Origin of the sequence: Hymenobacter baengnokdamensis (assembly GCF_008728635.1) — a bacterium.
GTDB classification, from domain to species: Bacteria; Bacteroidota; Bacteroidia; order Cytophagales; family Hymenobacteraceae; genus Hymenobacter; species Hymenobacter baengnokdamensis.
The window spans coordinates 4,184,926-4,209,738 of sequence record NZ_CP044285.1 but is presented as its reverse complement, the minus strand read 5'-3'; the positions used below and the strand labels follow the sequence as shown (position 1 = coordinate 4,209,738).

Sequence of the window (24,813 nt, the reverse complement as noted above, 5' to 3'; positions counted from 1 at the left end):
AGCCCTTATCTATTTAGCATCTACTTAGCTTTCTTCTAATGCGCCAGAACTTCGTTGCCGGCAACTGGAAAATGAACCTCACCCTGCCCGAAGCGCAGGCTCTGACTTCCGAAATCGTACAAATGCTGCACGATGAGCCGACCAGCGTGCCGGCCCCCCAGGTGGTGCTCTGCCCGCCGTTTCCGCTGCTACTGGCCGTGGGCCGCCTGCTGGGCGAAAGCGGCAACCCCGCGCTGGGGGCCCAGAACTTTCACGAGAAGGAGAGCGGTGCTTATACCGGAGAGGTGTCGGCCCGGCAGCTGCACTCGGTGGGCTGCCAGTACGTTATCCTGGGTCACTCAGAGCGCCGCCAGCATTTTCGCGAAGATGATGCCCTGCTGGCCCAGAAGCTGAAAACTGCCCTGGCGGCCGGCCTCAAGCCCATTTTTTGCGTGGGCGAAAGCCTCGAAACCCGGGAGGCCAACGAAACTTTCGACTTTATCGGCCAGCAGCTGGCGGCCGGCCTGTTTCATAGCAGCAAAGAGGAGCTGAGCCAGGTAGTAATTGCCTACGAGCCCATCTGGGCCATTGGCACGGGCCGCACGGCCAGCAGCCAGCAGGCCCAGGAGGTGCACGCTTTCATCCGGGGGCAGGTAGCGGCCGCCTACGATGCCCAGGTGGCAGCCGATACCACTATTTTATACGGCGGCTCGTGCAACGCTCAGAACGCCCGCGAGCTCTTCAGTCAGCCCGACGTCGATGGCGGCCTCATCGGCGGCGCCTCGCTCAAGTCGCGCGACTTCGTCGAGATTATCAAATCGTTCTAGCCAGCGGCACTGCGCCGGATAAATTGTATTTTAGGCCGAATCTTTGCCTGGTAGCCGGCCTCGGGCCGGGCCGGTGCTGGCCGCCTCATTTTTCTCTTACTCCCTGCCGCTGTGTTGTCGCTGCTCCTTTCTTTTCTGCTGTGGATACTGCCGGCCGGCCGGGTTGCGCCGCACCCGCTTGGCTCGGTTGACCCCTGTAAAATCTACGGCTCGGTGTACCTCGAAACCGACCCGAACCGCGCCAACAACTGCTTTGCCGTGGTGTACATCGAGCCCGAGCAGGCTTTTGCCGACCTGCTGGTTTTCAACGAGACCAACAAGCTTTTTGCTGACAAAGCCGGCCTGTGGTGCCCATCCGAAAACCGCGAGTTTGCCGATTACACCCTGTTTGTGACGGCCGACCGCAGCCGCGCCGACTTCGCCATTCACTACACCAAAGTACGCTCATTTGCAGGCTGTAAACAGTAAATATAGTAAATTTTTAATAGAACAAAGCCGCTGGCACCTGCCGGCGGCTTTTGCAGGTTGGGCCGGTGGGCCGAAAAGCTAGGTGAAGTCTAACCGCTGATTTTCTGCGAACTTTGCAGCCGGTACTATTTATACCGATTGCTAAAAATGGATTTTATTGAACTGACCGTGCAGGCTCCCCGCGAGCTGGCCGATATGCTGGTAGCCGAGCTGGGCGAAGTAGGCTTCGACACGTTTGAGGATAACGACGCCGGCTTTTGTGCCTACACTACCGAAGAAGCATTTGACCGCGACGCCGTAGCCGAGATTATGAGCCGCTACGAAGGCATTGGTGAGCTGGCTTATTCCGACCGCGTGATTACCCGCCAGAACTGGAATGCCGAATGGGAAAAGAATTTTCAGCCGCTCATCATTGCTGAGCGGGTATCGGTGCGGGCGCCGTTTCATGCCAAGCCCGAGGGGCTGGCCTACGATATTGAGATAATGCCGCGCATGTCGTTTGGCACCGGCCACCACGAAACCACGGCGCTGATGATTGAGAATCAGCTTGATATAGACCACCAGGGCAAGCGCGTGCTGGATATGGGCTGCGGCACCGGCATACTGGCCATTATGGCCGAGAAGCTGGGCGCGCGCCAGGTGCTGGCCGTAGATGTAGAGCCCTGGACCGTGGAAAACGCCCGCGACAATGCCGCCGAAAACCAGTGCCATACCATCGAGTGCCGCCTGGGCGGCGTCGAAACCCTGGCCGATGAAGCGCCTTTCGACCTCATTCTGGCCAATATCAACCGCAACGTATTGCTGGAGGATATGCACGAGTATGCGCGCTTACTGCCGGTTGGGAAACCAATTTTGTTCAGCGGGTTTTACGAGGAAGATTTACCTAAAATAACGGCCGAGGCTACCCGCCAGGGGCTGCGCTACGAGCGGCACCGCACGCTACGTAGCTGGGTATCGGCTATTTTCACCAAATTGTAAGCTGCTCCGGTACTTGCCGGGGACGACCTGCCGGCCGCCCGCGGCCTTTGCCCGACCTTATGAAGCGACTGCTCGCCGCCTTTTTCTGCCTCGCTTTCCCGCTGCTGCCCGCCCGGGCGCAGACTGCCAAGCCGGCCGCACCGCCCGCGGCCAAGACCGTTGCACCGCCGGCTGCGCCGCCCACCGATGGCCGCGTAGCCGGCGAAGTGCGCCCCGGCCAAGTGGCAGTGCAGCGGTACACGGGCCACCTTTCCGCCGACCCGGCCCAGTTTATCATCGATGTGCGCACGATGATGCTGGCTACCAACAATGCGGGAGCGCGGGCGCTGGGTGACCAGCTGCGCCAGCTTTGGGGCAGCAACACGCTTACGGCCAGCCAGCAGTCGGCCATCGCGGCCCTGTCGCAGAAGATACTCGATAAAAAGATGCGGCCTATCCCGCACCTGACGGCCTTTTACAGCGCTATCATCGGCGGCAAAGCCAAAGCCGGCCTCAACGATACGCAGCTCGACCAGTACCTGGATGCGGTAAGCCAGTCGGTAGAGAAAGACCCCGTTCCCGAAGCGGAAAAATACCTGATGATGACGGCCCGCGTGCTGAACGGCGGCTACCTGTATCGCTCGGGTTTTAACGCCCTGCGCGCCGTGGGCGGCCAGCTGTCGTTTGCCTACAAAGCGCCCGCCGCCGTTGACCCCAACGCCTCGTTTGGCAGCGCTCCGGCCCCGAAGCCTGCTGAGCTGCCCGCTGCCAAGCCGGCTGCCGTAGCCAAGCCTAAGGCGAAGCCCAAGCCCGCAGTAAAGAAAAAGCGGGCCAGCGATGGCTGGGACACTGCCGATATGTGGAATACCTCCGGCAGCAGCAAGGCCAGCAAGAATGACGGCTGGAGCAGCGCCAACGACGGCTGGGGGGCACCCATTGTCAGTTCTAAAAAGAAAGCAGCCAACGATGGCTGGGGCGCACCTGCTGACGACGGCTGGGGCACGCCCAGAAAAAAAGCGCCCGCCAAGGCGACGGCCAAGACTGCTGCCAAACCCGCTGCCAAGCCCGTAGCCAAAACCAGCACGCCTGCCCCCAGCGCGGCCGACTTCGAGCAGGCCAGCCAGCCGTTTGTGCCATCGGCCAGTGCGGCCTACGATGCGTATTACCCACCCGCCATCAGTGGGCCGGTACTGGAGCTGAAAGACGCTGACCTGGTAATGCGCACCTCCAGCGACTCTATCGTGATACACAAGGTGAGCGGCACGGCAGCCACGCTGGGCAGCCACTTTGTAGGCACCGGCGGGCAGGTAGCCTGGACGATAAAAGGCAACCCCGTAACGGCCGACCTGGCTGGCTTCGACTTCGACCTGAGCAAGCCCGAGTTTACGGCGCAGCCCGTTACGCTTACCTACGCCGCCCGGCTCGAAGCCCCAGTAAAAGGTGCCCTCAGCTACAAGAGCGTGCGCCGTAAGCCCGGCGCTACCGAGAGCAGCTACCCGCGCTTTATCTCGCTCACCAACGACGTTCGGGTAAAGGATATCGGGCCCGGCATTACCTACCAGGGCGGGCTGTCGCTGGCGGGCAGTAGCATGCTGTCGGCCTCGCTCGACGGCTCGGTTTCGCACTTGCTGGTGCGTCAGGACAATAAGCTGCGCTTCCGCTCCGACTCGCGCAACTTTGTGCTCGGCGACTCGGTCATCACGGCCGGTCAGGCCGCAGTTTCCCTTTACCAAAGCACCGGCGACTCCATCACCCATCCGGGAGTGGAGCTGAAATATCTGAAAAACAAGGAGCAGCTGAAGCTGCTCTACGGGCAGGGCCTCTACCGTAATGCGCCGTATTCCGACTCGTACCACCAGGTTGATATCCGGGCGCAGATGCTGACCTGGAACCTGCGCGAGCCGAAGATGGACTTTAGCATCGTGACTTCTCCCACCCAGGTTTCGGCCGATTTTGAGAGCAAGGACTTCTTTTCCAATACCCGCTACCAGCAGCTTAAGAGCATCAACCACCTGCACCCCCTGCAAATGCTGCTGGGCTACAGCATCGCCCACGGCCACGGCGACGTGCTTAATGTGCACGATGTAGCCGTGGCCACCAATACCTCCGAAGCCAACCTGCGCTCAGCCATCGGCGGCCTCGCCCGCGATGGCTACGTAGATGTGCGGCCCCAGACCGGCGAAGTAGTACTGCTGCGCAAAGCCCGGCACTACGTGGGGGCCGCCCGCGAAAAGAAGGATTATGACCATATCGATATAAAGTCATTGAGTGGCTCGGGGCGAAGCGCTACCCTCAACATGACGTCCAACCAGCTGGTGCTGCGGGGAGTAAAGCAGTTCAGCTTCTCCGACGACTCAGCGGCCGTGTTCGTGCAGCCCGATAGCGGCACGGTACGCATGGAGCGCAACCGCAACATGAAATTTGGCGGCCGGGTAAAAACCTCGGTTTATGGCTTTAAAGGACGCGATTATCAGTTCGACTACGACGGCTATTACATCGATATGCCCCGTATCGACTCGCTGACTATCCGCAACAAGCGCAAAAAGGCAACCGGCAAAAACACCGCAGCTGAAGAAGCGCCACCCGGCGACTTCGTACTCACTAATAAAGGCAACTACCAGAGTGGCCGGCTATACCTCAACGACCCCAAAAACCGCTCGGGGCGTAAGAAGCTGCCAAAGTACCCGTCGTTCAGCTCCACCTCGGGGGCCTACGTCTACTTCAATAAGCCCGACGTGCTGGGCGGGGCCTACGATACGACTACTTACTTTGACGTGCCTCCCTTCAGCTTCGACTCGATGGGCACCGGCAAATCGCGGGGCAACTTCGTGGGCGTGTTTCACAGCCGGGCGCTGCCGCCCATCAAAACGGCGCTCACGCCGCAGGAAGATGGCTCCATGGGCTTTGTGCATACCGTGCCGGCCGCCGGCTACCCTATGTACGGGGGTAAGGGCCACCTGGCGGGCGGGGCCAAAGTGAGGCTGAATACTCAAGGGCTGCAATCGAATGGCACGGTTACCTACCTGGGTGCCACCATGCAGAGCGACCGCTTCGTGATGTACGGCGACTCGCTGACCGGTGAGGGCAAAGCCGGCTCGATTGCGGCCGGCCCCAATACCCCCAAAGTGGTGCTTCCACCGGGCTACCTTATTAATTGGGGTGCCCGTACTGACAGCCTGCACCTGCAAACGCCACCGGGCGGGGCCGCCGCCAAGGTCTACGCCGACCATACCTTTAAAGGCTCCTTGCTGCTCACTCCCAAGACGGTGGGCGGGTCGGGCCGCCTGGATGGCCCGCAGAGCTACGTGCGCTCCGAAAACCTGGTGTTTAAAAACGATTCCTATTCAGGACAAAAAGCGCTGCTGAGTGTAAAGTCGGCCCAGGCGGGCAAAGCGGCCCTGGCCGCCAGCGATGTGAGCTTTACCTATGACCTTAAAAAGGGCTTCGCCGACTTTAAGCGGGAGGAGGGCAGCAAGGCATCTATCGACCTGCCCTACACGGGCTTCCGCACTTCGCTCAGCGGGGGGCACTGGGACTTTAAGAAAAAGCAGGTGTTGCTGCGGGCCGCCGGGGCTGACTCGGTGCGGTCGTATTTTACCTCAACAGTGCCCGAGCAAAATGGCCTGAAGTTCAGGGCTAGTGCGGCCAGCTATGACCTCACCAAGTATCAGCTTCAAACCAAGGGCGTGCCGTACATAGCCACGGCCGATGCCTGGGTAATTCCAGACTCGGGGCGGGTGGCCATTGCGGGGGGCGGCAAAATGCAGGTGCTGCACAATGCCAAGGTGCTCCTCGATTCGCTGGGCAGGTTTCATAAGCTGGTGGGCGGTAACATTCGGGTCGACTCGCGCGATGGCTTCAGCGGCGATGCCAAGTATATGTCGCGCACCGCCACCGGCGACTCCGTTGCGCTGAAGTTTGTGGATTTTAAGTCCGACTCGGCCTCATTGCTGACCTCGACCACCAGCCGTAAGCGGTTTGGCATACGTCGCAAAGCCACTGCTACTGAGGCTGCTACTGCCCCAACGCTGGCTACCACCGCCACGGCCAATGTAGAAACCAACCAGAAGTTTCAGGTGGCTCCGCGCGTGGGCTTCCGGGGTGGCATCAGCCTGAACTCGCGCAAGCGCGGCCTCCTGTTCGATGGCCAGGTGCAGCTGCAGTTTGGCAAGCTGCGCGACGCGGCTACGGCCGACTGGTTTGCCGTGAAAGACAGTATCGACCCCAAAAACCTGGACCTCAGCCTGCGCGACCTCAAATCGGAAGATGGCACTGCCCTCACCACCGGCCTCTTTGTGTCGGACACCGATAATCGTATCTATCCGCTCTATGCCGGTCCGCTGGGCAGCTCCAGCGATATCGCGCTCATTGAAGTGGCCGGGCGGCTGCACTACGACAATAAGCTAGGTACATATACCATCACCGACCATGACCTGAGCGACCCCAACCAGTACCAGGGCACGGTACTCAGCTTCCGCGACTCAACCAATCAAATGACGTTTCGGGGGCCGATGAATTTTATCGCCAACAACAAAAACTATAGCATTGCGGCCAGCGGCGTAGGGCAGGCCAACCCCGATAGTGCCCACTACCGGGTACGAGCCCTACTGGGTATCGATGCGGCCATGCCCCCCAAAGCCGTGGAACTGATGGCCAGCACCCTGGCGAAAGTAACTAAAAACGCGCCCGAGGCGCTCGATGGCTCTACCGATGAGCTATACAACATTGCGCAGTTTGCCGGCAACAAAGGCGCAGAGGCGTTTAGCAATCGCCGCCCCGGTGTGGTGCCGCCCGCGCTGGCAGCCATTTCGCCTAAGCTGCTCCATACGCTCACGCTGAGCAAGGTAAATCTGCGCTGGGACCCCAAGCAGCACGCCTGGCACTCGGTGGGCAAAATTGGCTTGGCTGGCGTAGGTAAGCAAGGACTTAACGCATTAGTAGATGGCTACATAGAGATAAAGCGTGAAAACTCGACCGACCTGGTAGAGGTATATCTCGAAGCCGAGCCCCAAACCTGGTACTATCTGCGCTACGCCAATAATGTGCTGCTCGTAAAGTCATCCAGCGAGGCATTTGATGGCGAAATATCCGCCAAGCAGAAAGGCAGTATCGAAACGGCCCCCGACTACGGTGCCTTCCTGGGCGACTTTGAGGATGTGGACCGCTTCCGCTCGCACTTCGAGCGCGACTACCTGGGTAAGTCGGGCCGCCTGGCTCCGCGTCCGGCCGCCGCCACCCCAACGGGCGATTTCGACGGCTTCGGGGCCGAAACCGGCAAAAAGTCTAAGAAAAAGCCCAAGGCTGACCCCAACAGCGAGGCCGACGCGGCCGCGCCGGTAGAGGAGCCGGTGAAGAAGAAAAAGAAAGCCAAGGACAACGACCCCTTCGGCGATGGGGTTATCTCGCCGGCTGCTGAGCCCGTCAAAAAGGAGAAGGTAAAGGAAAAGGCCGCCGACCCGGCCCCCGCGGCCGACCCCACTGCCTCACCAGAGCCCGCCCCCGAGCCAACCAAAAAAGCGAAAAAGGAAAAGGCCGCTGCGCCCGACCCGAGCGCCGACCCCGGCACGGAGCCTGCCCCCGAGCCGGATAAGAAGTCGAAAAAGAAAAAGAAGAAAGCGGAAGATGACCCCTTCGGCGACTCGTAGCCAACTGCCCCGGAGCCGAGCTTCGGGGCAGCTTACTTTTGCGGCATGCTCTACATTATTCTGGCGCTGCTAGCGGCCTACCTGCTTGGTTCCATCCCGACGGCCCTGTGGGTGGGGCGGGCGTTTTTTAACCTTGCCGATATCCGCGAGCACGGCTCCGGCAATGCCGGAGCCACCAATACCTTTCGGGTACTAGGCAAGAAAGCAGGCACGTTTGTGCTGCTGGTTGACGCGTTTAAGGGCTTTGCGGCCGCGTACTTCCTGCCCAATCTTCTGCTGGGCCAGGAGCTTATTGCGCCCGAGAACCTATTTTACTACCGACTGGCCTGCGGCGTGCTAGCAGTAGTAGGCCACATCTATCCAGTGCTGGCAGGCTTTCGGGGGGGCAAGGGCGTGGCCACTATCCTGGGGATGATGCTGGCTATTGCACCCGCCACGGTAGGGGTGGCGCTCCTCGTGTTTCTGGCGGTGCTGGGCGCTACGCGCTACGTATCGCTGAGCAGCATGACGGCCGGCGTGGCTTTCGCCTTGTTGCAGTTGCTGCCTGCCTTCCGGCCCGCCAATCCGCTGCAAGTGTGGTTCGGCTTTTTGCTAGCGGCTATGCTCATCTATACCCATCGAGCCAATATCGGCCGCCTGCGGGCTGGTACCGAAAGCCGGGTGCCGCTGTGGGGCAAAAAGTAGCAACGAAAGTGCCTACTCGTGAAGCTGAAGTGATAGTTTTGCCGTACCCGCACTAAACGAGCAGTATAGTTAAAATGACGCCCTTTCCCCAGCTCCATTCACCGCGCCTGTTGCTGCGGGCTTTTGCCCCGGCCGATGTGCCGCGTCTCGTAGCGCTGGCTGGTAATTACGAAGTAGCGAAAAATACCCTCAATATCCCGCATCCTTACCTGGCGGAAGACGGCCGCCGCTGGGTACAACTCACCCAGGAAAACTACGCGCAGCAAACCGGCTACGCCTTTGCCATCGAGCTGCGGGCTACCGGCGAGCTTATTGGCGGCATCGGCCTCACCGTCGAGCGGCGTTTCGACCGCGCTGAGGCGGGCTACTGGCTGGGCCAGCCCTATTGGGGCCAGGGGCTGGCCAGCGAGGCGCTGGCAGTGCTACTGCGCTTTAGCTTCGAAGAGTTGCAGCTAAATAAACTATACGCTACCCATATTAGCGGCAACCCCGCTTCGGGCCGGGTAATGCTGAAAAATGGAATGGTGAAGGAAGGCGAATTGGTGCAGCATACCAAGCGCGATGGTCAGTACCACGACCTCTGGCAGTACCGCATGACGAAGGCGGAGTATGCCAGGCAAACCCGCCCCCTGGCCGCGCTCATGAAGCTATAAAACTGCTGATGTTGAGAAAAAACGGGTCTTTTTTTGGCATTTAGCTAAAAAAAGCAGTCGGTTTGTTTGCATTTCCGAAAAAAACGGTAGCTTGCGCCCCCTAAACCTTCTGGTAATTCATGGAGACGCAAGCGTTGAAGTACCCCGCCATTCGCAACTACGTCGCGGGCCAGCCCATCGACACGCCGGCCGCCGCTTTGCTCGATGTATTCAGCCCGTTGAGCGGAGCCGTTATCTCGGCTATGCCGTTGAGCACGGCCGCCGACCTCGATGCGGCAGTCAAGGCCGCGCAGGCTGCCTTTCCGGCCTGGTCGGCCATGCCGATAAAGGAGCGGGTGCAGATATTTTATCGCTATAAAACGCTGCTGGAGCGCGACATGACGGCTCTGGCCGACCTCGTGCGCGAGGAAAACGGCAAGACCTTCGACGAGGCCCGCGCCGAAGTCGAAAAGGCGGTGGAGCTAACCGAGTTTGCCTGCTCGCTGCCGCAACTCGTGCAGGGCGAGTTTCTGGAAGTGAGCAAGGGCGTGGAAGCCCGCGCCGAGCGCAAGCCGCTGGGCGTGGTGGCCAGCATCGCCCCCTTCAACTTTCCCAACATGGTGCCGCACTGGACCATCCCGAACGCCTTGGTGCTCGGCAACTGCCTGGTGCTCAAACCCTCCGAGAAAGTGCCGCTGAGCGCCGTGAAAATCGCCGAGCTATTGAAAGAAGCCGGTCTGCCCGACGGCGTGCTGAACGTGGTGAACGGCGATAAAACCATCGTGGAAGCAATATGCGACCACCCCGATATTCAGGCGGTGTCGTTTGTGGGTTCCACCCCCATTGCCAAGGTCGTCTACATCCGCGCCACCTCCAACCTGAAGCGCTGCGTGGCGCTGGGCGGCGCCAAAAATCACCTGCTGGTATTGCCCGATGCCCACCCCGAAATGACGGCTTCCAACGTGGCGGCCAGTATGTCGGGCTGCGCGGGGCAGCGCTGCATGGCCGGCTCTACCATGGTGGGTGTGGGCAACGTGGACCACATTGTAAATAAACTAGTAGAAGAAGCCCGCAAGATTGTACCCGGCCAGAACCTCGGCTCGGTCATCAGCCGCGAGGCCAAGGAGCGCATTGAGCGCTACATCACGGAGGCCGAAGCGGCCGGCGCCAAGGTGCTGCTCGACGGCCGCGGTGCCGTGGTGCCCGGCCACGAAGACGGCTACTACGTGGGACCCACCGTCATCGATTACGTGACACCCGACATGGCCATTGCCCAGGAGGAAGTGTTCGGCCCGGTGCTGGCCATCCTGCGCACCAAGACGCTGGATGAGGCCCTGGCTATCGAAAATGCCAACCCCTACGGCAACGCCGCTGCCGTTTTCACCCAAAGCGGCAGCCTCGCCCGCTATGTAATGGACCACGCCAGCGCCGGCATGATTGGCGTGAACATCGGCGTGCCCGTGCCCCGCGAACCCTTCTCCTTCGGCGGCTGGAACGAGTCGAAATTCGGCGCCTGCGACATCACCGGCAAAAGCTCGATTGAGTTCTGGACGCAGCTGAAGAAGACGACCACCAAGTGGAATCCCGAGTCGCGGGTAAACTGGATGAGCTAAACAGCGGCCAGCTTTAAGTGCTTTTCTACGCCATACCTAAGTTAGTATCATGCACCCCACTCTCGACCTCGACCAGCAGCAAATTCTGCACGACAACCTCGACCACACGCTGTTTTCGTGGTCGAAGCAGGCGGGCCTCAGCCCCATCAGCGCCGAGCGGGCGGCGGGCGTGTACCTGTGGGACCGCGACGGCAAGCGCTACCTCGACTTCTCGTCGCAACTCATGAACGTGAACATCGGCCACGGCGACCAGCGCGTAACCGAGGCCGTGGCTGCCCAGATGCGCGAGCTGAGCTACGTGTATCCGGGCATGATAACCAAGGCGCGGGGCGACCTGGGCCGCAAGCTGGCCGAGATAACGCCGGCCAACCTCACCAAGGCTTTTTTTACGCTGGGCGGGGCCGAGGCCATCGAAAACGCGATTAAGCTGGCGCGCATCTACACCGGCCGGCACAAGATTGTGTCGCTCTACCAGTCGTTTCACGGCGCGAGCTACGGGGCCATGAGCGTGGGCGGCGACCCGCGCAAGTTTGCCGTCGATAGCCAGGCCATGCCGGGCACGGTACACGTCGAAAACCCGTATTTCTACCGCTGCCCCTGGTTCAGCACTACGCCCGAGCAGTGTGCCCAGCGCGCCGCCGACGCCCTGGAGCGCATTATTGGCTACGAAAACCCCGGCAGCGTGGCCGCCATTTTCCTGGAAGGGGAGTCGGGCACCTCAGGCTGCATCAAGTACCCGCCCGGCTACTGGACGCGGGTACGCGAAATATGCGATAAATACAATATTCTGCTCGTGGCTGATGAAGTGATGTCGGGCTTCGGCCGCACCGGCAAGTGGTTCGGCTCCGACCACCACGGCGTGAAGGTCGATATCATGTGCATGGCCAAGGGCATCACCGCCGGCTACGTGCCGCTGGGCGCGGTGATGGTCGATGAAGCCATTGCCAGGTCGTTTGATAACAAGCCCTTGCCGCTGGGACTCACGTACTCGGCGCACCCCGTATCGTGCGCCGCCGCCGTGGCCGTGCTCGACATTTACGAGGAAGACCACCTGCTCGAAAATACCGTGGAGATGGGCCACTACCTCGACGAGCGCGTGGCCGAGCTGATAAAGCAGCACCCCAGCATCGGCGACTGGCGCAACACCGGCCTCTTCGGCTGCCTCGAGCTGGTGAAAAACCGCCAGACCAAGGAGCCAATGGCTCCCTGGAATGCCACCCCCGACCAGATGACCATCATGAACGAGGTGGCCGCCAAAATCAAGGAGCTGGGCATGTACACCTTCGTGCGCTGGAATTATATTTTCATCGCCCCCCCGCTGTGCATCAATAAAGCGGAGTTGGATGAGGGGCTGGCTATCATTTCGGAAGCGCTGAAAATTGCGGATAAGTACGTGTACTAAGTAGCTGCTGGCGCGGGGCTCTGCCCCGTGCTAGTTAGTAGCAGGCCCCTGACCTGCGGCACTCGTGCCGTCCGAACGGGCTTACACATCATTCAACGATTCGGGCCAGAGGCCCTATTCATAGTTAGCACGGGGCAGGGCCCCGCGCCATCCGTTTTGCACCATGTCGATTCTGCTAAAAAACGGCCGTGTTATCACGGCCGACTCGGACAGTATTTGCGATATTCTGGTCGAAGGCGAAGCCATCGCGGCCATTGGCCGGGGCTTGCCCGCGCCTGAGGGTGTGGAGGTTATCGACTGCACCGGCAAAATGGTGATGCCCGGTGGCATCGACCCGCACGTGCACCTGGAGATGCCCTTCATGGGCACTTTCAGCAGCGATACCTACGAGACCGGCACCCGCGCCGCGCTGCACGGCGGCACCACTACGGTCATCGACTTCATTCTGCAAAAGCAGGGCCGCTCGTTGCGCGCGGCGCTGGAAGAGTGGCAGGGTAGGGCTACCGGTAATGCCGTGGGTGACTATTCCTTTCACCTGGCCGTGACGGATTTTAATCCGAATACCCAGCTGGAAATCAAAGAGATGATTACCGAAGGCATTACGTCCTTCAAAACCTTCATGGCCTACAAGGGCGCGCTCATGATTGACGACGCGCAGATGGTGGGCCTGATGCAGGAAGTCAAGAAACACGGCGGCCTCGTGACGGCCCACGCCACCAACGGCGACATGATTGACACGCTCATTGCCCAGCACCGGGCGTCGGGCAAGCTCTCGCCGCTCTACCACTACCTCTCGCAGCCCGAAGTGACGGAGGCCGAAGCCTCGGGCCGTTTCGCCGACATTGCCAACTACACGGGTGTGAATGCCTACATCGTGCACCTCACCTGCCAGGGCGCGCTCAACCAGGTGCGCCGCGCCACCGAGCGCAACCAGCGCGTGCTGGTCGAAACCTGCATCCAGTATTTGCTGCTCGATGCCTCGCTCTATGAGAATGAAGCCGAAGGCGCCAAGTGGGTGATGTCGCCGCCGCTGCGCCAGAAGAAGGACCAGGCTACACTGTGGGCCGGCCTCAATCAGGGCCTGGTAAACGTGGTGGGCACCGACCACTGCCCCTTTATGTGGGAGCAAAAGCTGCTGGGCAAGAACGACTTCTCGAAAATACCGAACGGCCACCCCGCCGTGGAGCACCGCATGGAGCTCCTGTTTTCGGAAGGCGTAAATAAGGGTAAAATCACGCCGCAAAAATTCGTGGAAGTGACCTCGACCAACGCGGCCAAAATCTTCGGCATGTTTCCGCGCAAAGGCACTATCAGTATCGGGGCCGATGCCGACCTGGTGATTTTCGACCCCGCTAAGAAACACACGATTTCGGCCGCCATGCACCACATGAACTGCGATTATTCGGCCTACGAAGGCTGGGAGCTGACTGGCAAAGTCGATGCGGTTTTGCTGCGCGGCAAAGTAGCCATCGACCGCGGCGAGACCAAAGTAGGGCGCGGCTACGGGCAGTTTATCCGGCGCGGCAAAACGGCTTTTTGAACGCAAGGTTTCGCGAGGTGAAAAGGAGGTCTCGCGATTTTACCCAAGTATCAACTTTGCGAAACTTCTTTTAACCTCGCGAAACCTTGCGCGAAATAAAACATCCACCAAACCAGTATGGCACGCATTATTAAATCCGGCCTCATCCAGATGAGCCTGCCAATGACCGAGGGCGAAGGCTCCATCGCAGAAATAAAAGAGGCGATGGTGCAGAAGCATATCCCGCTGATTGAGGAAGCCGGCCGCCAGGGCGTGCAGATTCTGTGCTTGCAGGAAATATTCAATACGCCCTATTTCTGCCCCGGCCAGGATAACAAGTGGTACGCCTCGGCCGAAGCGGTGCCCGGCCCGACTACCGAGCGCATGGCCGAATACGCCAGAAAATACAACATGGTGATGATTGTGCCGGTGTACGAGCGCGAGTCGGCCGGCTTTCTCTACAACACGGCCGCCGTAATTGACGCCGATGGGACGTACCTGGGAAAATATCGTAAAAACCATATACCCCACACATCGGGCTTCTGGGAGAAATTCTTCTTCAAGCCGGGCAACCTGGGCTACCCGGTGTTTCAGACCAAGTACGCCAAGGTGGGTGTGTACATCTGCTACGACCGGCACTTCCCCGACGGGGCGCGGGTGCTGGGCCTCAACGGCGCTGAAATCGTGTATAATCCCTCGGCCACGGTAGCGGGCCTTTCGCAATACCTCTGGAAGCTGGAGCAGCCCGCCCACGCGGCTGCCAACGGCTACTTCATGGGCTGCATCAACCGGGTAGGGGAGGAGAAGCCCTGGAACCTGGGCCGCTTCTACGGCACCAGCTACTTCGTAGACCCGCGCGGCCAGATTATCGCCCAGGCCGACGAGTACAAAGACGAACTGCTCATCGCCGAGTTCGACCTCGACATGATTGACGAGGTGCGCGCCACCTGGCAGTTTTTCCGCGACCGCCGCCCTGAAACCTACGAGAAGCTGGTGGAGCTGTAGGGAAGTTATGAGTTAAAAGTCAGGAGTTGAGAGTTGATTTAGTCGCTCAGGCTCAAGGCTTTGCGACGAAATCAACTCTCAACTCCTGACTTTTAACTCATAACTGAACCCCGTGGCCGAATTTTCTACCCCGACTACCGCCCAGGAATTTGCCGAAAACTTCGCGCAGCTCAAGCCGACTATGAGCCGCAACGAGGCGCTGTATGAAAGCTCGCGCTGCCTGTTTTGCTTCGATGCGCCGTGCATTCAGGCGTGCCCGTCGGGTATTGACATTCCGCAGTTTATCCGGCAGATAAACTCGGGCAACGTTACGGGCTCGGCCCGTACGATTTACGAGGCCAACTACTTCGGTAATGCCTGCGGCAAGGTGTGCCCCACGGAAGTGCTGTGCGAAGGCGCCTGCGTGTACAACTTGCAGGACGTGAAGCCGATAGAAATCGGCCGCCTCCAAAGCTACGCCACTACCCAGGCCATTACGGAGAATAAAAAGCTCTTCGGCCCCGGCCCGGCCAACGGCAAGCGAGTGGCCGTCATCGGGGCCGGCCCGGCGGGCATCTCGGCCGCCTGCGAGCTGCGGGCGCTGGGTTACGAAGTAGTGGTTTTTGAAGCCAAAGCCCAGCCTTCGGGCCTGACGGTTTACGGCGTGGCGCCTTATAAAATCACCAACGAGGAAGCGCTGGCCGAAATGGCGTACCTGCAAGGGCAGTTCGGCTACGAGGTGCGCTACCACGCGCCCATCACCGGCCGCGCCGACCTGGCCGCACTCGAAGCCGGGTACGACGCTATTTTCCTGGGTATCGGCCTGGGCAAAACCAGCGCGCTGGGCCTGCCCGGCGAGGAAAAAATCAACTGCGTGGGCGCGGTCGAATTTATTGAAGAGCTACGCCAGCGCCAGGAGGCTATGCAGGTGGGCCGCACGATTATCGTGCTCGGCGGCGGCAACACCGCCATGGATGCCGCCTCCGAAGCCGCCCGGCTGGGGGCCGAAACCGTGCTGCTGGCTTACCGCCGCGGCAAGGAAGAGATGGGCGCCTATGACTTTGAATACGAACTGGCTAAAAGCGTAGGGGTGAAGGGGTTGTTTAACGTAGCGCCGCTCGAAATAGTGGGCGATAACTATGTGGTAGGGGTGCGGTTCATTCGCACGGTAGTCGAAGAGGGCCGCGTGCGCGAAGTACCCGGCTCCGAGTTTGTGCAAGCCTGCGACATGGTGATTAAAGCCACCGGCCAGGCCAAGCAGACCCATTTTCTGCACCACATTCCGGGCCTGGAGCTGGACGGCCGGGGCCGCATCGTGGCCGACGCGGCGGGCCAGACCACCAACCCTCAGTATTTCACCTCCGGCGATGCCCGCAACGGCGGCGCCGAAGTAGTAAACGCTGCCGCCGAAGCCAAGGTAGCGGCGCGGGGTATCCACGCGTTTCTGAGTAAGTAGCGCGGTAGCGTGGACTCTGCGAGTCCGCGCGTAGGGGCCAAGCGCCCGCTAGGCAAGTCACCAACACTTTACTCGCGGACTCGCAGAGTCCGCGCTACCTTATGCCCGACCTTTCCATCAACTTCGCTGGCATTAAGTCGCCCAACCCGTTCTGGCTGGCCTCGGCGCCGCCCACCAACTCCGGCTACCAAGTGATGAAAGCCTTCGACGCGGGCTGGGGCGGCGCGGTGTGGAAAACGCTCGGCGTGCCCGTTATCAACGTGTCGAGCCGCTACGGCGGCGTCAGCTACCGCGACAAGCGGCTGGTGGGCTTCAACAACATCGAGCTGATATCGGACCGCCCGCTGGCCGACAACCTGCGCGAGATTTCGGAAGTCAAAAAGCGCTTTCCCGACCACGCCGTCATTGCCTCGCTCATGGTGCAGAGCCGGCAGGAGTGGCACGATATCGTGCGCCAGAGCCAGGATGCCGGCGCCGACGGCTTCGAGCTGAACTTCGGCTGCCCGCACGGCATGTGCGAGCGCGGCATGGGCTCGGCGGTAGGGCAGGAGCCCAAAGTTCTGCAAATGATAGTGGAATGGGTGATGGAAGTGGCCCGGAAGCCGGTCATCGTGAAGCTCACGCCCAATATCTCCGATATTACCGAGCCGGCCCAGGCGGCGCGGCGCGGTGGGGCCGATGCCATCTCCTTGATAAACACCATTCAAAGTATTGTGGGCGTGGACCTCGACCGCTTCGCACCCTACCCGATTGTGGATGGCCAGGGCACCAACGGCGGCTACTGCGGCCCGGCCGTGAAGCCCATTGCCCTGAACATGGTGAAGAACTGCGCCCAGCACCCCGACGTGCGCCTGCCCATCTCGGGCATCGGCGGCATCGAGAGCTGGCGCGACGCCGTGGAGCATATCCTGCTGGGCGCCAGCTCGGTGCAGGTGTGCACGGCGGCCATGCACTTTGGCTTTGGCATCATCCGCGAGCTGGTGAGCGGGCTGGAGCAGTACATGGTAGAGAAAAATTTTAACACCATCTACGACTTCGTGGGCAAGGCCCTGCCCAACGTGCGGCACTGGGAAGACCTCAACATGAAATACCAGGTGAAGGCCCACATTCACGAAGAAAAGTGCATCGGCTGCCAGCTCTGCTACACGGCCTGCGAAGACGGCGCGCACCAGGCCATCCGGCTGCAAGCCGGCACGCGCACACCGGCTATTATCGAAGAAAACTGCGTGGGCTGTAATCTCTGCTCGCTCGTGTGCCCCGTCGACGACTGCATTACGATGGACCGCCACGACGACGGCACGCAGCACCTGACCTGGAAAGAGCGCACCGCCGCCAATACCATTCCTACCGAATTCAACGACGAGAAAGCCGGCGGCCGTCACCATTGGGTGCCCGAGCCAGCCGCCGCACTCGGCAAGGAGCGCCACAAAACGCTGCCTGGCAAGGCACGGGCACTGGGCATACTATAAGGTTGCGATTAGTGACTGCCGCGAAAGCAAGCAGTAACGGACCAGACGGCACTTCTTTTCTTAGGTGGGTGCAACTGCTTATTGCCAGCGGCCTACTTTTGTGCTCCCCTTTATTCATTCCCGTCTATGCCCGCCCCTGCTTACCTAACCCAGCATCAAAATCGCTTTCTCGAAGAGCTAATGGACTGGCTGCGCATCCCGTCCGTCTCGGCCGACCCCAAGTTTCACGGCGATGTGCTTAAAGCCGCCGACTTCTTGAAAGCCAGGCTCGAAGAAGCCGGCGCACAAAACGTCGAGCTGTGCCCCACGGCCGGCAATCCTATCGTCTACGCCGAGTATTTTTCGGGCCCCGACAAGCCTACCGTGCTGGTATATGGCCACTACGATGTGCAGCCGGCCGACCCCTACGAGCTGTGGACTTCGCCGCCGTTTGAGCCGGTGATTAAGGACGAAAAAATTTACGCGCGCGGGGCCTGCGACGACAAAGGCCAGGTGTATATGCACGTGAAAGCCCTGGAAATGATGCTGCGCGACGGCGGAGTAGGGGCGCCCTGCAACATCAAATTCATGTTTGAAGGCGAAGAGGAAGTTGGCTCCAACAACCTGAGCATCTTCGTGAAAGCCAATAAGGAGAAGCTGCAGGCCGACGTCATTCTCATCTCCGATACCGGCATCCTGGCCAACGACGGGCCCAGCATCGAGGTGGGCCTGCGCGGCCTGAGCTACCACGAGGTAGAAGTAACCGGCCCCAACCGCGACCTGCACTCGGGCCTTTATGGCGGCGCGGTGATGAACCCCATCAACGCGCTCTGCGATATGATTAGCAGCCTGCACGATAAAAACCGGCACATCACTATTCCCGGCTTCTACGACAACGTGGACGAGCTGAGCGCCGAAGAGCGCGCCGAAATGGCCCAGGCCCCCTTCTCCGAAGACGAGTTTAAGCAGAGCATCGGGCTGCCCGCCGCCGTGGGCGAGGCTGGCTACAGTACGCCCGAGCGCACCAGCATCCGGCCCACGCTCGACGTGAACGGCATCTGGGGCGGCTACACCGGCGAGGGCGCCAAAACGGTAATCGCCAGCAAGGCCTACGCCAAAATTTCGATGCGCCTGGTGCCGCACCAAACCAGCGACGAGATTACCGCATTGTTTCAGAAGCACTTCGAAAGCATTGCCCCGGCCGGCATTACCGTGAAAGTGACGCCTCACCACGGCGGCGAGCCCGTTGTTACGCCTACCAACTCGGCCGCTTACCGCGCCGCCGCCAAGGCGCTCGAAACTACGTTTGGCAAAAAGCCGGTGCCCACGCGCGGCGGCGGCTCCATTCCCATCGTGGCCATGTTTAAGAGCGAGCTCGGCCTCGATTCGGTGCTGCTGGGCTTTGGGCTCGACTCGGACGCCATCCACTCTCCCAACGAGCATTTTGGCGTCTTCAATTTCCTGAAAGGCATCGAAACCATTCCCGAGTTTTACCGCGAGTACGCGGCGCTGCCGAAATAGGCGGCTACCATTCCACGCCCACAAAAAAGGTGCGTCGCCCGGCCGGGCAACGCACCTTTTTTGTGGGCGCCAAGGCAGTTATTTCCCGAATGAATAAGCCACATTCAGCCAGAATGTATTCGATTTCAGGCTGTTATTACCGATAATGGTGCCGGTATTGTTTTTGAAGACGTTGGTAGCACCACCGTCATAGCGGAGGCCAATGGAAAGGCCGGTGCCCAACTGATAACCCAGGCCCAGTACATAATCGAGCACTACGGGGTTAACGTCGCTTTTTACATCGTTGCCGGCTTCGTTTTTAGCGGTCAGCGCGAAGTTTACTTCCGGTCCGGCCTCAAAAAACAGCCCTTTGGCGTGCACACGGGCCAGCAGCGGCACGTTGATGTAAGAGATGTCGCGGCTTAGGTCAGTATTATTGGAGTCGAAGTACTGCAGCGTGTACAGGGCTTCGGGGTGAAAGGAGAACGACTCGCTAAAATAAACATCGGCGTTCAGGCCGGCCTGGTAAGCCGAGTGGTTTACCGAGGAGTAGGGGCCGCTGTCGCGCAGATTGGTACGGCCGTAGCCCAGAGTGATACCCACCGTATTAGCAGGCGTTTGAGCATAGGCCGCGCTGGCCGTAGCCACGAGCAGAGCCAATGTGAAGAATGATTTTTTCATTATATAGTAAAAAATAGGTAGCTGCCGGACAGCGTAGTAACGTTCAGCCCGGCTGGCGTTATACTCCGTTCATTATCACGAGGTTTCTTCATTATTAATTCATGTTTAATCAGCAAAGGCCCGGCCTCCTGGGTAGGAAGCCGGGCCTTTATAAAGGAATAGCAGGTTCAGACGCTGTTAATTGAAGGAGTACGTTGCGTACAGTTGAAACGCGCTGTTGCGTGCCCGCGGCTGCACCGTAACGTTGCCAGTGGTAGTCGAAACCGGAAAGTTTGTGAAGGCACCATTGTAGCGCAGGCCAATGCCCAAGCCGTGCTTGAGCTGGTAGCCGAGGCCAGCCAGGTAGCCAAAATCAACCTGCTTATAAGCGTCTTTCACATCGACCGACGTACTGCCCGACTCATTCTTGGCCGCTAGCAGGAAGCCAACCTGGGGGCCTGCTTCAAAAAAGAAGCCATCGGTATTGACATGGAAGGCCAGCGGCACGTCAAGGTAATTCAAACGGGTGCGCATATCAACAACGTCGCGTACACTCGCTCCCTTTTGTGAGTATAGCAGCTCGGGCTGGAAGGCAAACAGCTTGGAAAAGCCAATATTAGCGAATACACCTGCCTGAAAGCCAAGACGATAGTCATACCCACTGTTCCCGCCGGGGGTTTGGGTGTCTTTGCCCACAAAGCTGGTGAGCGCTGCGCCGGCCTTGATACCCAGCGATACGTTGCCGCCACGCCCGCGATACTGCGCCTGAGCAGCGGTGCTCAGGCCCAATACCAGCGCTAGCAGCGTGATAATGGATTTTTTCATTCGGAAAGTAAAGAGGAATGGTTCCGGGGCAAAGCTACGGCCGCTTTTACCCCGGCCACTTAAAAAGCCGGCTCTCCCAGGAGAGCCGGCTTTTTAGGTGGTGGTTGAACGTATTATTTGCCCCCAAACATATAGCCCAGATAGAGCTGAAACGCACTATTTTTAAGATTCGTCTGTTTGGTAGTGTTTGCAATAGTTATATCCTTAACTACATTGGTAAATCCACCATTATAGCGTAGCCCTACCATTGGGCCGCTGGCAACCTGAAAGCCCACGCCGGCAGCATAGCCAAAATCCGCCCCTTTAAATGAGTTTTTTACATCGGTTGAGCTGCTACTGGTCTTGTTGGTGGCGGAAGCCAGGAAGCCTACCTGGGGGCCAAGCTCGAAAAATAAGCCAGTTGCGCCGGTTGCCACCTTTGCTAATATCGGAACATCTATGTAATTTAGATTAACGCGATTGTTGCTGTTGGTATCGTCCTGGCCACCTTTCATGGAATACAGCAGCTCCGGCTGAATAGAAATCATCTCATTCAACCCAAAGTTGGCGACCAGGCCAGCATGAAAGCCCAGTTTGGTAGCTGTGGTACCGGCATCGCTGCCCGTCCAGCTGCTGAGTGAGGCCCCGGCCTTTATACCAAATCTGGCAGTCTGCGCTTGAGCGGCAACTGAAATTCCGGCCAGTAGGCCAAGGGAGAGAAAAGCTTTTTTCATCAGGCGGGAGGTGAAGAGGAAATTAAGATAGGCTGCAAAGGTAGCCCCGGCTTTTAAAGCAGCACAAAAAAAGCCGGTTCCCCTTAAGGAGCCGGCTTTTTTGCGCTGTAAGCAGTGCTGTACTGGCTAAAGCCTAGCTTTTGCCACCAAACAGGTAGTGTACCTGGAATTGGAATACTGAATTGCGGAAATTGTTGGTGGTGGTCACGCCCGGAAGCGGGTTGATACCATCCTTATAGACATTGGAGAAGTCACCGGTGTAGCGGATGCCAAGGCCAAGGCCGCTGGTAATCTGGTAGCCGACACCGCCAACGTAGCCAATGGCCACTTTGTTGAGGTGGTTTGTATCCGTGTTAATATCTACTTCCTGTGAGCTGCCCGCACCAGCATCTTTAGGGCGGGTAAAATCGCGGGTAGCTACTAGAAAGCTGGCTTGTGGGCCTACTTCAAAGAACAGGCCTTTGCCGTTTTCGCCCGTCGTGAATTTAGCCAGGACAGGTACGTCAATGTATTGAACAGTAGAGCGGAACTGGGTATTGTTGGTTGTGGCTGCGGTACTATAGTTCTGTACCAACGCCCCCTTTTGAGAATAAAGGGCTTCCACCTGAAGTGATATCAGGTCCGAAAACCCATAGTTAATGAGCGCACCGGCCGTGAATCCTGGCTTGAAGGTGACGTCACCTGCCTCGGAGCCAGAATAGGAGCTGAGGCTGAAGCCGCCTTTAACGCCATACTTGAGAACGCCGCTCTGCGCATTGGCGGTGCCAGCAAAGCCGGCTAGAAGTGCGAGGGAAAGAAGTACTTTTTTCATGTCTGAAAAATTGATTAATAGACCCTGGCCGGCTAAGAATAGAATAAATAGGAGTGAGATGGCCGGGAATGCGCCTTATACTTGGCTGGGCGGGGCAAGGGTTACATGTTGAGGAAATTTTGATTTTTTTTGGTGGAGGTCGGAGCGCACCCTGGGTCGGCGTAGCTTTGGCGCTGGTTAGTTTGCTTTCCTATGCGCCGGTTTCGTCGGGCTTTGCAGCTCATTAAATATTATGTAGTTAGTGGGGTATTGCTGTTCAGCAGTCTTACAGCGGCCCTGCCCGGCCTGGCGCAGAAGCTTCCGGTACCTGATTCGGTAAAGCAGCCTTTGCCCGAGAAATTTATTTTCGGCGCCTACGCGCAGGGGGCGATAATTATCAACCATACGCGGCCCGTTAGCCACCTGGTGGCCTCCCACCCAACCGGCTTTGAACTGAACGTGCAGCGCCAGACTACCGGGGCAGCACCCTGGCATAGCTGGTACAAGTACCCCAAAGTGGGGCTGGCGCTGGTGTACTACGACTACCATAACCCGATACTGGGGCAGAGCTACGCGGCCTCGGTTTACCTGAGCAAGGCTATCCGGCGCACGGCTCGCCACGACCTGAGCTTTCGGCTGGGGACCGGGCTGGCGTACTTTCCGCAGCACTACGACCTCTATACCAACCGCAAGAATACCTTCGTCAGCTCGGCCCTCAACGCCACGCTGCAAATGCGGCTGGAGTACGATGTAGCCCTGAGCCAGCACCTGGGGCTGCTTATGGGTCTGGGCCTCAATCATTACTCCAATGGGGGCTCGGCCAAGCCCAACTTTGGCATTAACCTGCCCACGCTGCTGCTGGGCCTCAATTACTACCAGCAGCGCTCCGTGCCTGTGCCCACCGCCATGGCACCCGACCCCGCCGACGTTGGGCACAATTTTTTTAATGTCAGCGCCAGTTTGGGCTATAAGCAGCGCACCGGGGGCGACCCCAAGCACTACCCTGTAAGCTCGGTAACGCTGGCCGTGGGCCGGCGCGTCAATCGTAAAAGCAATTTGCTGGTAGGTATTGAAGGATTCGACGACCGGTCGCTGGCCGCCGTGCTGCGCGATACGGCCCGCAGCCAGGACCACCTGCCCGACGTTAAAAAAGCCAGCGCTTTCGTGGGCCACGAGCTGTTGTTCGGGCGGCTGGCGATGGTGACGCACCTGGGCTTTTACGTGTACAATCCCTACAAATCAAACCCCTTCTACTACGAGCGCATCGGTCTTAAGTATCAGTTAACTAATTTGTTGTTTATTGATATCGACCTTAAAGCGCACCGCGCTACGGCCGATGTCATTGAGCTGAAACTAGGCGTGAAGCTCTAAGCCCGGCTGCCCTGGGCCTTGGAATTTTCGCAGGGCTCCTCGTGCTGATACTGTCGCTCCCGGCGTTATAAGCTCCGGTTTTGCCCACGGTCAGCGCCCTGCCGAAATAGTAGAGATTCGGACTGAGCCGGCACCGGCGACAACTGGCCGGGCTCGCATAATATATGTAAAATTCTATATTATGCGAGCCCGGCCAGCTGTCGGTTGATACGGCTTACCAGGGCGGGGCCTTCGTAAATAAAGCCGGTATAGAGCTGCACCAGCGTGGCGCCGGCGGCCAGCTTTTCGAGCGCATCGGCGGCCGAGTGAATGCCGCCCGCGCCGATAATGGGCAATGTGCCCTGGCTGCGGCGGTGCAGGTAGGCAATTACTTCGGTAGCGCGCTGGCGCAGGGGCCGGCCGCTGAGGCCGCCCGCCCCAAGAGTATCTACCTGCCTTGCGGGGGTAGACAGGCCGGTGCGGGAGATAGTGGTATTCGTTGCAACCAGGCCACTCAGCCTGGTCTCGCGAGCGATTTCCAGGATGTCGTCGAGCTGGGCATCGCTGAGGTCGGGCGCTATTTTGAGCAGCAGCGGGCGCGGCACAGCCCGGCGCAGGTTTTGCTCCTGCACCTGCTGCAACAGGCTAATAAGCGGCTTTTTATCCTGCAGCTCGCGCAAGCCCGGCGTGTTGGGCGAGCTCACGTTGACCACGAAGTAATCGACCACCTCAGCCAGCGCCTCAAACGCGGCTACGTAGTCGTCGCCCGCCCGCTCGTTGGGCGTGTCTTTATTCTTGCCAATGTTGCCCCCGATGATAAGCCGGTGGTTGGTGCGCAGCCGCAAGCGGGCTGCCACGGCAGCGGCCCCATCGTTGTTGAAGCCCATGCGGTTGATGAGCGCTTCGTCCTGGGGCAGCCGAAAAAGGCGCGGCTGCGGGTTGCCGGGCTGGGGCCGGGGCGTCACGGTGCCAATCTCTACAAAGCCAAAGCCCAGCGTCGCCAGCTCATCGGTCAGTACGGCATTCTTATCAAAGCCCGCCGCCAGCCCCACCGGGTTGGGAAAGCTCAGGCCGAACACCCTGCGCTCCAGAGAAGGGTGGTGGTAGTGGTAGAGGCTCCGCAGCAAGGCGGCTGTGCCAGGCAGGCGCGCCGCCCGCTTCAGGTTATCAAAAACGAGGTGATGCGCCCGCTCGGCATCGAGTTTAAAAAGCAGCGGCTTAACAAGAGATTTATACACGGGCATCGGGGCCAAACTGTTGGTCAAGGTCGGCAGGCAGGCTTACTAGCAGTGGAAGTATAGCCGGAACATTATACTGCGCAGTATAGGCAAAAGTCGGTTGGGGTCACATAACCTGTTTTT

At 59.3% G+C, this 24,813-nt stretch carries 19 protein-coding genes; 14 read left to right on the top strand and 5 right to left on the bottom strand.

The window, feature by feature from the left end; genetic code table 11:
- The first annotated feature begins 38 nt into the window (after nucleotides 1-38).
- The 13 genes from tpiA (at nucleotide 39) to F6X24_RS17835 (ending at nucleotide 19,135) form a co-directional block, all read left to right on the top strand.
- Complete coding sequence (gene tpiA / locus F6X24_RS17895) at nucleotides 39-806, top strand: triose-phosphate isomerase (protein ID WP_151089293.1); 768 nt, start codon at nucleotides 39-41, stop codon at nucleotides 804-806.
- A gap of 111 nt (nucleotides 807-917) precedes the next feature.
- A complete protein-coding gene (locus tag F6X24_RS17890; protein WP_229725216.1) occupies nucleotides 918-1,274 on the top strand; it encodes a hypothetical protein in 357 nt (118 codons plus the stop codon).
- A gap of 147 nt (nucleotides 1,275-1,421) precedes the next feature.
- Nucleotides 1,422-2,252, top strand: a complete 831-nt coding sequence (gene prmA / locus F6X24_RS17885; RefSeq protein ID WP_151089292.1) for a 50S ribosomal protein L11 methyltransferase — start codon at nucleotides 1,422-1,424, stop codon at nucleotides 2,250-2,252.
- A 59-nt stretch (nucleotides 2,253-2,311) separates the two neighbouring features.
- A complete protein-coding gene (locus F6X24_RS17880; protein WP_151089291.1) occupies nucleotides 2,312-7,876 on the top strand; it encodes a hypothetical protein in 5,565 nt (1,854 codons plus the stop codon).
- Between the two features lie 45 nt (nucleotides 7,877-7,921).
- Nucleotides 7,922-8,560, top strand: a complete 639-nt coding sequence (gene plsY / locus F6X24_RS17875) for a glycerol-3-phosphate 1-O-acyltransferase PlsY (protein WP_151089290.1) — start codon at nucleotides 7,922-7,924, stop codon at nucleotides 8,558-8,560.
- Between the two features lie 74 nt (nucleotides 8,561-8,634).
- A complete protein-coding gene (locus F6X24_RS17870; protein ID WP_151089289.1) occupies nucleotides 8,635-9,213 on the top strand; it encodes a GNAT family N-acetyltransferase in 579 nt (192 codons plus the stop codon).
- Nucleotides 9,214-9,332: 119 nt separating this feature from the next.
- Entirely contained in the window at nucleotides 9,333-10,805 is a 1,473-nt protein-coding gene (locus tag F6X24_RS17865; protein ID WP_229725214.1) for a CoA-acylating methylmalonate-semialdehyde dehydrogenase, read from the top strand.
- Nucleotides 10,806-10,854: 49 nt separating this feature from the next.
- Nucleotides 10,855-12,207, top strand: a complete 1,353-nt coding sequence (locus F6X24_RS17860; RefSeq protein WP_151089288.1) for an aminotransferase class III-fold pyridoxal phosphate-dependent enzyme — start codon at nucleotides 10,855-10,857, stop codon at nucleotides 12,205-12,207.
- 163 nt (nucleotides 12,208-12,370) lie between these two features.
- A complete protein-coding gene (hydA, locus tag F6X24_RS17855; RefSeq protein ID WP_151089287.1) occupies nucleotides 12,371-13,747 on the top strand; it encodes a dihydropyrimidinase in 1,377 nt (458 codons plus the stop codon).
- A 117-nt stretch (nucleotides 13,748-13,864) separates the two neighbouring features.
- Nucleotides 13,865-14,731 carry a nitrilase-related carbon-nitrogen hydrolase gene (locus F6X24_RS17850; RefSeq protein WP_191906381.1) on the top strand — a complete coding sequence of 289 codons (867 nt, stop codon included), beginning with the start codon at nucleotides 13,865-13,867 and terminating at the stop codon, nucleotides 14,729-14,731.
- A 112-nt stretch (nucleotides 14,732-14,843) separates the two neighbouring features.
- Nucleotides 14,844-16,166, top strand: coding sequence for an FAD-dependent oxidoreductase (locus tag F6X24_RS17845; protein ID WP_151089286.1), 1,323 nt, complete (start codon nucleotides 14,844-14,846; stop codon nucleotides 16,164-16,166).
- Between the two features lie 101 nt (nucleotides 16,167-16,267).
- On the top strand, nucleotides 16,268-17,635 hold the full coding sequence (gene preA, locus F6X24_RS17840; RefSeq protein WP_151089285.1) for an NAD-dependent dihydropyrimidine dehydrogenase subunit PreA: 1,368 nt from the start codon (nucleotides 16,268-16,270) through the stop codon (nucleotides 17,633-17,635).
- A 126-nt stretch (nucleotides 17,636-17,761) separates the two neighbouring features.
- Nucleotides 17,762-19,135: a dipeptidase gene (locus tag F6X24_RS17835; protein WP_151089284.1), complete on the top strand. Its 1,374-nt coding sequence runs from the start codon at nucleotides 17,762-17,764 to the stop codon at nucleotides 19,133-19,135.
- Between the two features lie 78 nt (nucleotides 19,136-19,213).
- Here the strand turns inward: F6X24_RS17835 and F6X24_RS17830 are convergent, their stop codons facing one another.
- The 4 genes from F6X24_RS17830 to F6X24_RS17815 all read right to left on the bottom strand — a co-directional run bounded on the left by F6X24_RS17830 (nucleotide 19,214) and on the right by F6X24_RS17815 (nucleotide 22,123).
- Nucleotides 19,214-19,795 carry a porin family protein gene (locus F6X24_RS17830; protein ID WP_151089283.1) on the bottom strand — a complete coding sequence of 194 codons (582 nt, stop codon included), beginning with the start codon at nucleotides 19,793-19,795 and terminating at the stop codon, nucleotides 19,214-19,216.
- A 177-nt stretch (nucleotides 19,796-19,972) separates the two neighbouring features.
- A complete protein-coding gene (locus F6X24_RS17825; protein WP_151089282.1) occupies nucleotides 19,973-20,599 on the bottom strand; it encodes a porin family protein in 627 nt (208 codons plus the stop codon).
- A gap of 113 nt (nucleotides 20,600-20,712) precedes the next feature.
- Nucleotides 20,713-21,312, bottom strand: coding sequence for a porin family protein (locus F6X24_RS17820; protein ID WP_151089281.1), 600 nt, complete (start codon nucleotides 21,310-21,312; stop codon nucleotides 20,713-20,715).
- Between the two features lie 133 nt (nucleotides 21,313-21,445).
- Complete coding sequence (locus F6X24_RS17815) at nucleotides 21,446-22,123, bottom strand: porin family protein (RefSeq protein WP_151089280.1); 678 nt, start codon at nucleotides 22,121-22,123, stop codon at nucleotides 21,446-21,448.
- A gap of 192 nt (nucleotides 22,124-22,315) precedes the next feature.
- On the opposite strand from F6X24_RS17815, the gene F6X24_RS17810 reads away from it, so the two are divergent.
- Nucleotides 22,316-23,473 carry an acyloxyacyl hydrolase gene (locus tag F6X24_RS17810; protein ID WP_151089279.1) on the top strand — a complete coding sequence of 386 codons (1,158 nt, stop codon included), beginning with the start codon at nucleotides 22,316-22,318 and terminating at the stop codon, nucleotides 23,471-23,473.
- A gap of 179 nt (nucleotides 23,474-23,652) precedes the next feature.
- On the opposite strand, the gene F6X24_RS17805 is transcribed toward F6X24_RS17810, so the two are convergent.
- Nucleotides 23,653-24,690, bottom strand: coding sequence for a quinone-dependent dihydroorotate dehydrogenase (locus F6X24_RS17805; protein WP_151089278.1), 1,038 nt, complete (start codon nucleotides 24,688-24,690; stop codon nucleotides 23,653-23,655).
- Nucleotides 24,691-24,813: the final 123 nt, after the last annotated feature.

Bases quoted from the DNA above. Each gene is read 5' to 3' on its own strand.
- tpiA (WP_151089293.1), top strand. From the start codon at position 39: ATGCGCCAGAACTTCGTTGCCGGCAACTGGAAAATGAACCTCACCCTG.
- prmA (WP_151089292.1), top strand. From the start codon at position 1,422: ATGGATTTTATTGAACTGACCGTGCAGGCTCCCCGCGAGCTGGCCGAT.
- F6X24_RS17880 (WP_151089291.1), top strand. From the start codon at position 2,312: ATGAAGCGACTGCTCGCCGCCTTTTTCTGCCTCGCTTTCCCGCTGCTG.
- plsY (WP_151089290.1), top strand. From the start codon at position 7,922: ATGCTCTACATTATTCTGGCGCTGCTAGCGGCCTACCTGCTTGGTTCC.
- F6X24_RS17870 (WP_151089289.1), top strand. From the start codon at position 8,635: ATGACGCCCTTTCCCCAGCTCCATTCACCGCGCCTGTTGCTGCGGGCT.
- F6X24_RS17865 (WP_229725214.1), top strand. From the start codon at position 9,333: ATGGAGACGCAAGCGTTGAAGTACCCCGCCATTCGCAACTACGTCGCG.
- F6X24_RS17860 (WP_151089288.1), top strand. From the start codon at position 10,855: ATGCACCCCACTCTCGACCTCGACCAGCAGCAAATTCTGCACGACAAC.
- hydA (WP_151089287.1), top strand. From the start codon at position 12,371: ATGTCGATTCTGCTAAAAAACGGCCGTGTTATCACGGCCGACTCGGAC.
- F6X24_RS17850 (WP_191906381.1), top strand. From the start codon at position 13,865: ATGGCACGCATTATTAAATCCGGCCTCATCCAGATGAGCCTGCCAATG.
- preA (WP_151089285.1), top strand. From the start codon at position 16,268: ATGCCCGACCTTTCCATCAACTTCGCTGGCATTAAGTCGCCCAACCCG.
- F6X24_RS17835 (WP_151089284.1), top strand. From the start codon at position 17,762: ATGCCCGCCCCTGCTTACCTAACCCAGCATCAAAATCGCTTTCTCGAA.
- F6X24_RS17830 (WP_151089283.1), bottom strand. From the start codon at position 19,795: ATGAAAAAATCATTCTTCACATTGGCTCTGCTCGTGGCTACGGCCAGC.
- F6X24_RS17825 (WP_151089282.1), bottom strand. From the start codon at position 20,599: ATGAAAAAATCCATTATCACGCTGCTAGCGCTGGTATTGGGCCTGAGC.
- F6X24_RS17820 (WP_151089281.1), bottom strand. From the start codon at position 21,312: ATGAAAAAAGCTTTTCTCTCCCTTGGCCTACTGGCCGGAATTTCAGTT.
- F6X24_RS17815 (WP_151089280.1), bottom strand. From the start codon at position 22,123: ATGAAAAAAGTACTTCTTTCCCTCGCACTTCTAGCCGGCTTTGCTGGC.
- F6X24_RS17810 (WP_151089279.1), top strand. From the start codon at position 22,316: ATGCGCCGGTTTCGTCGGGCTTTGCAGCTCATTAAATATTATGTAGTT.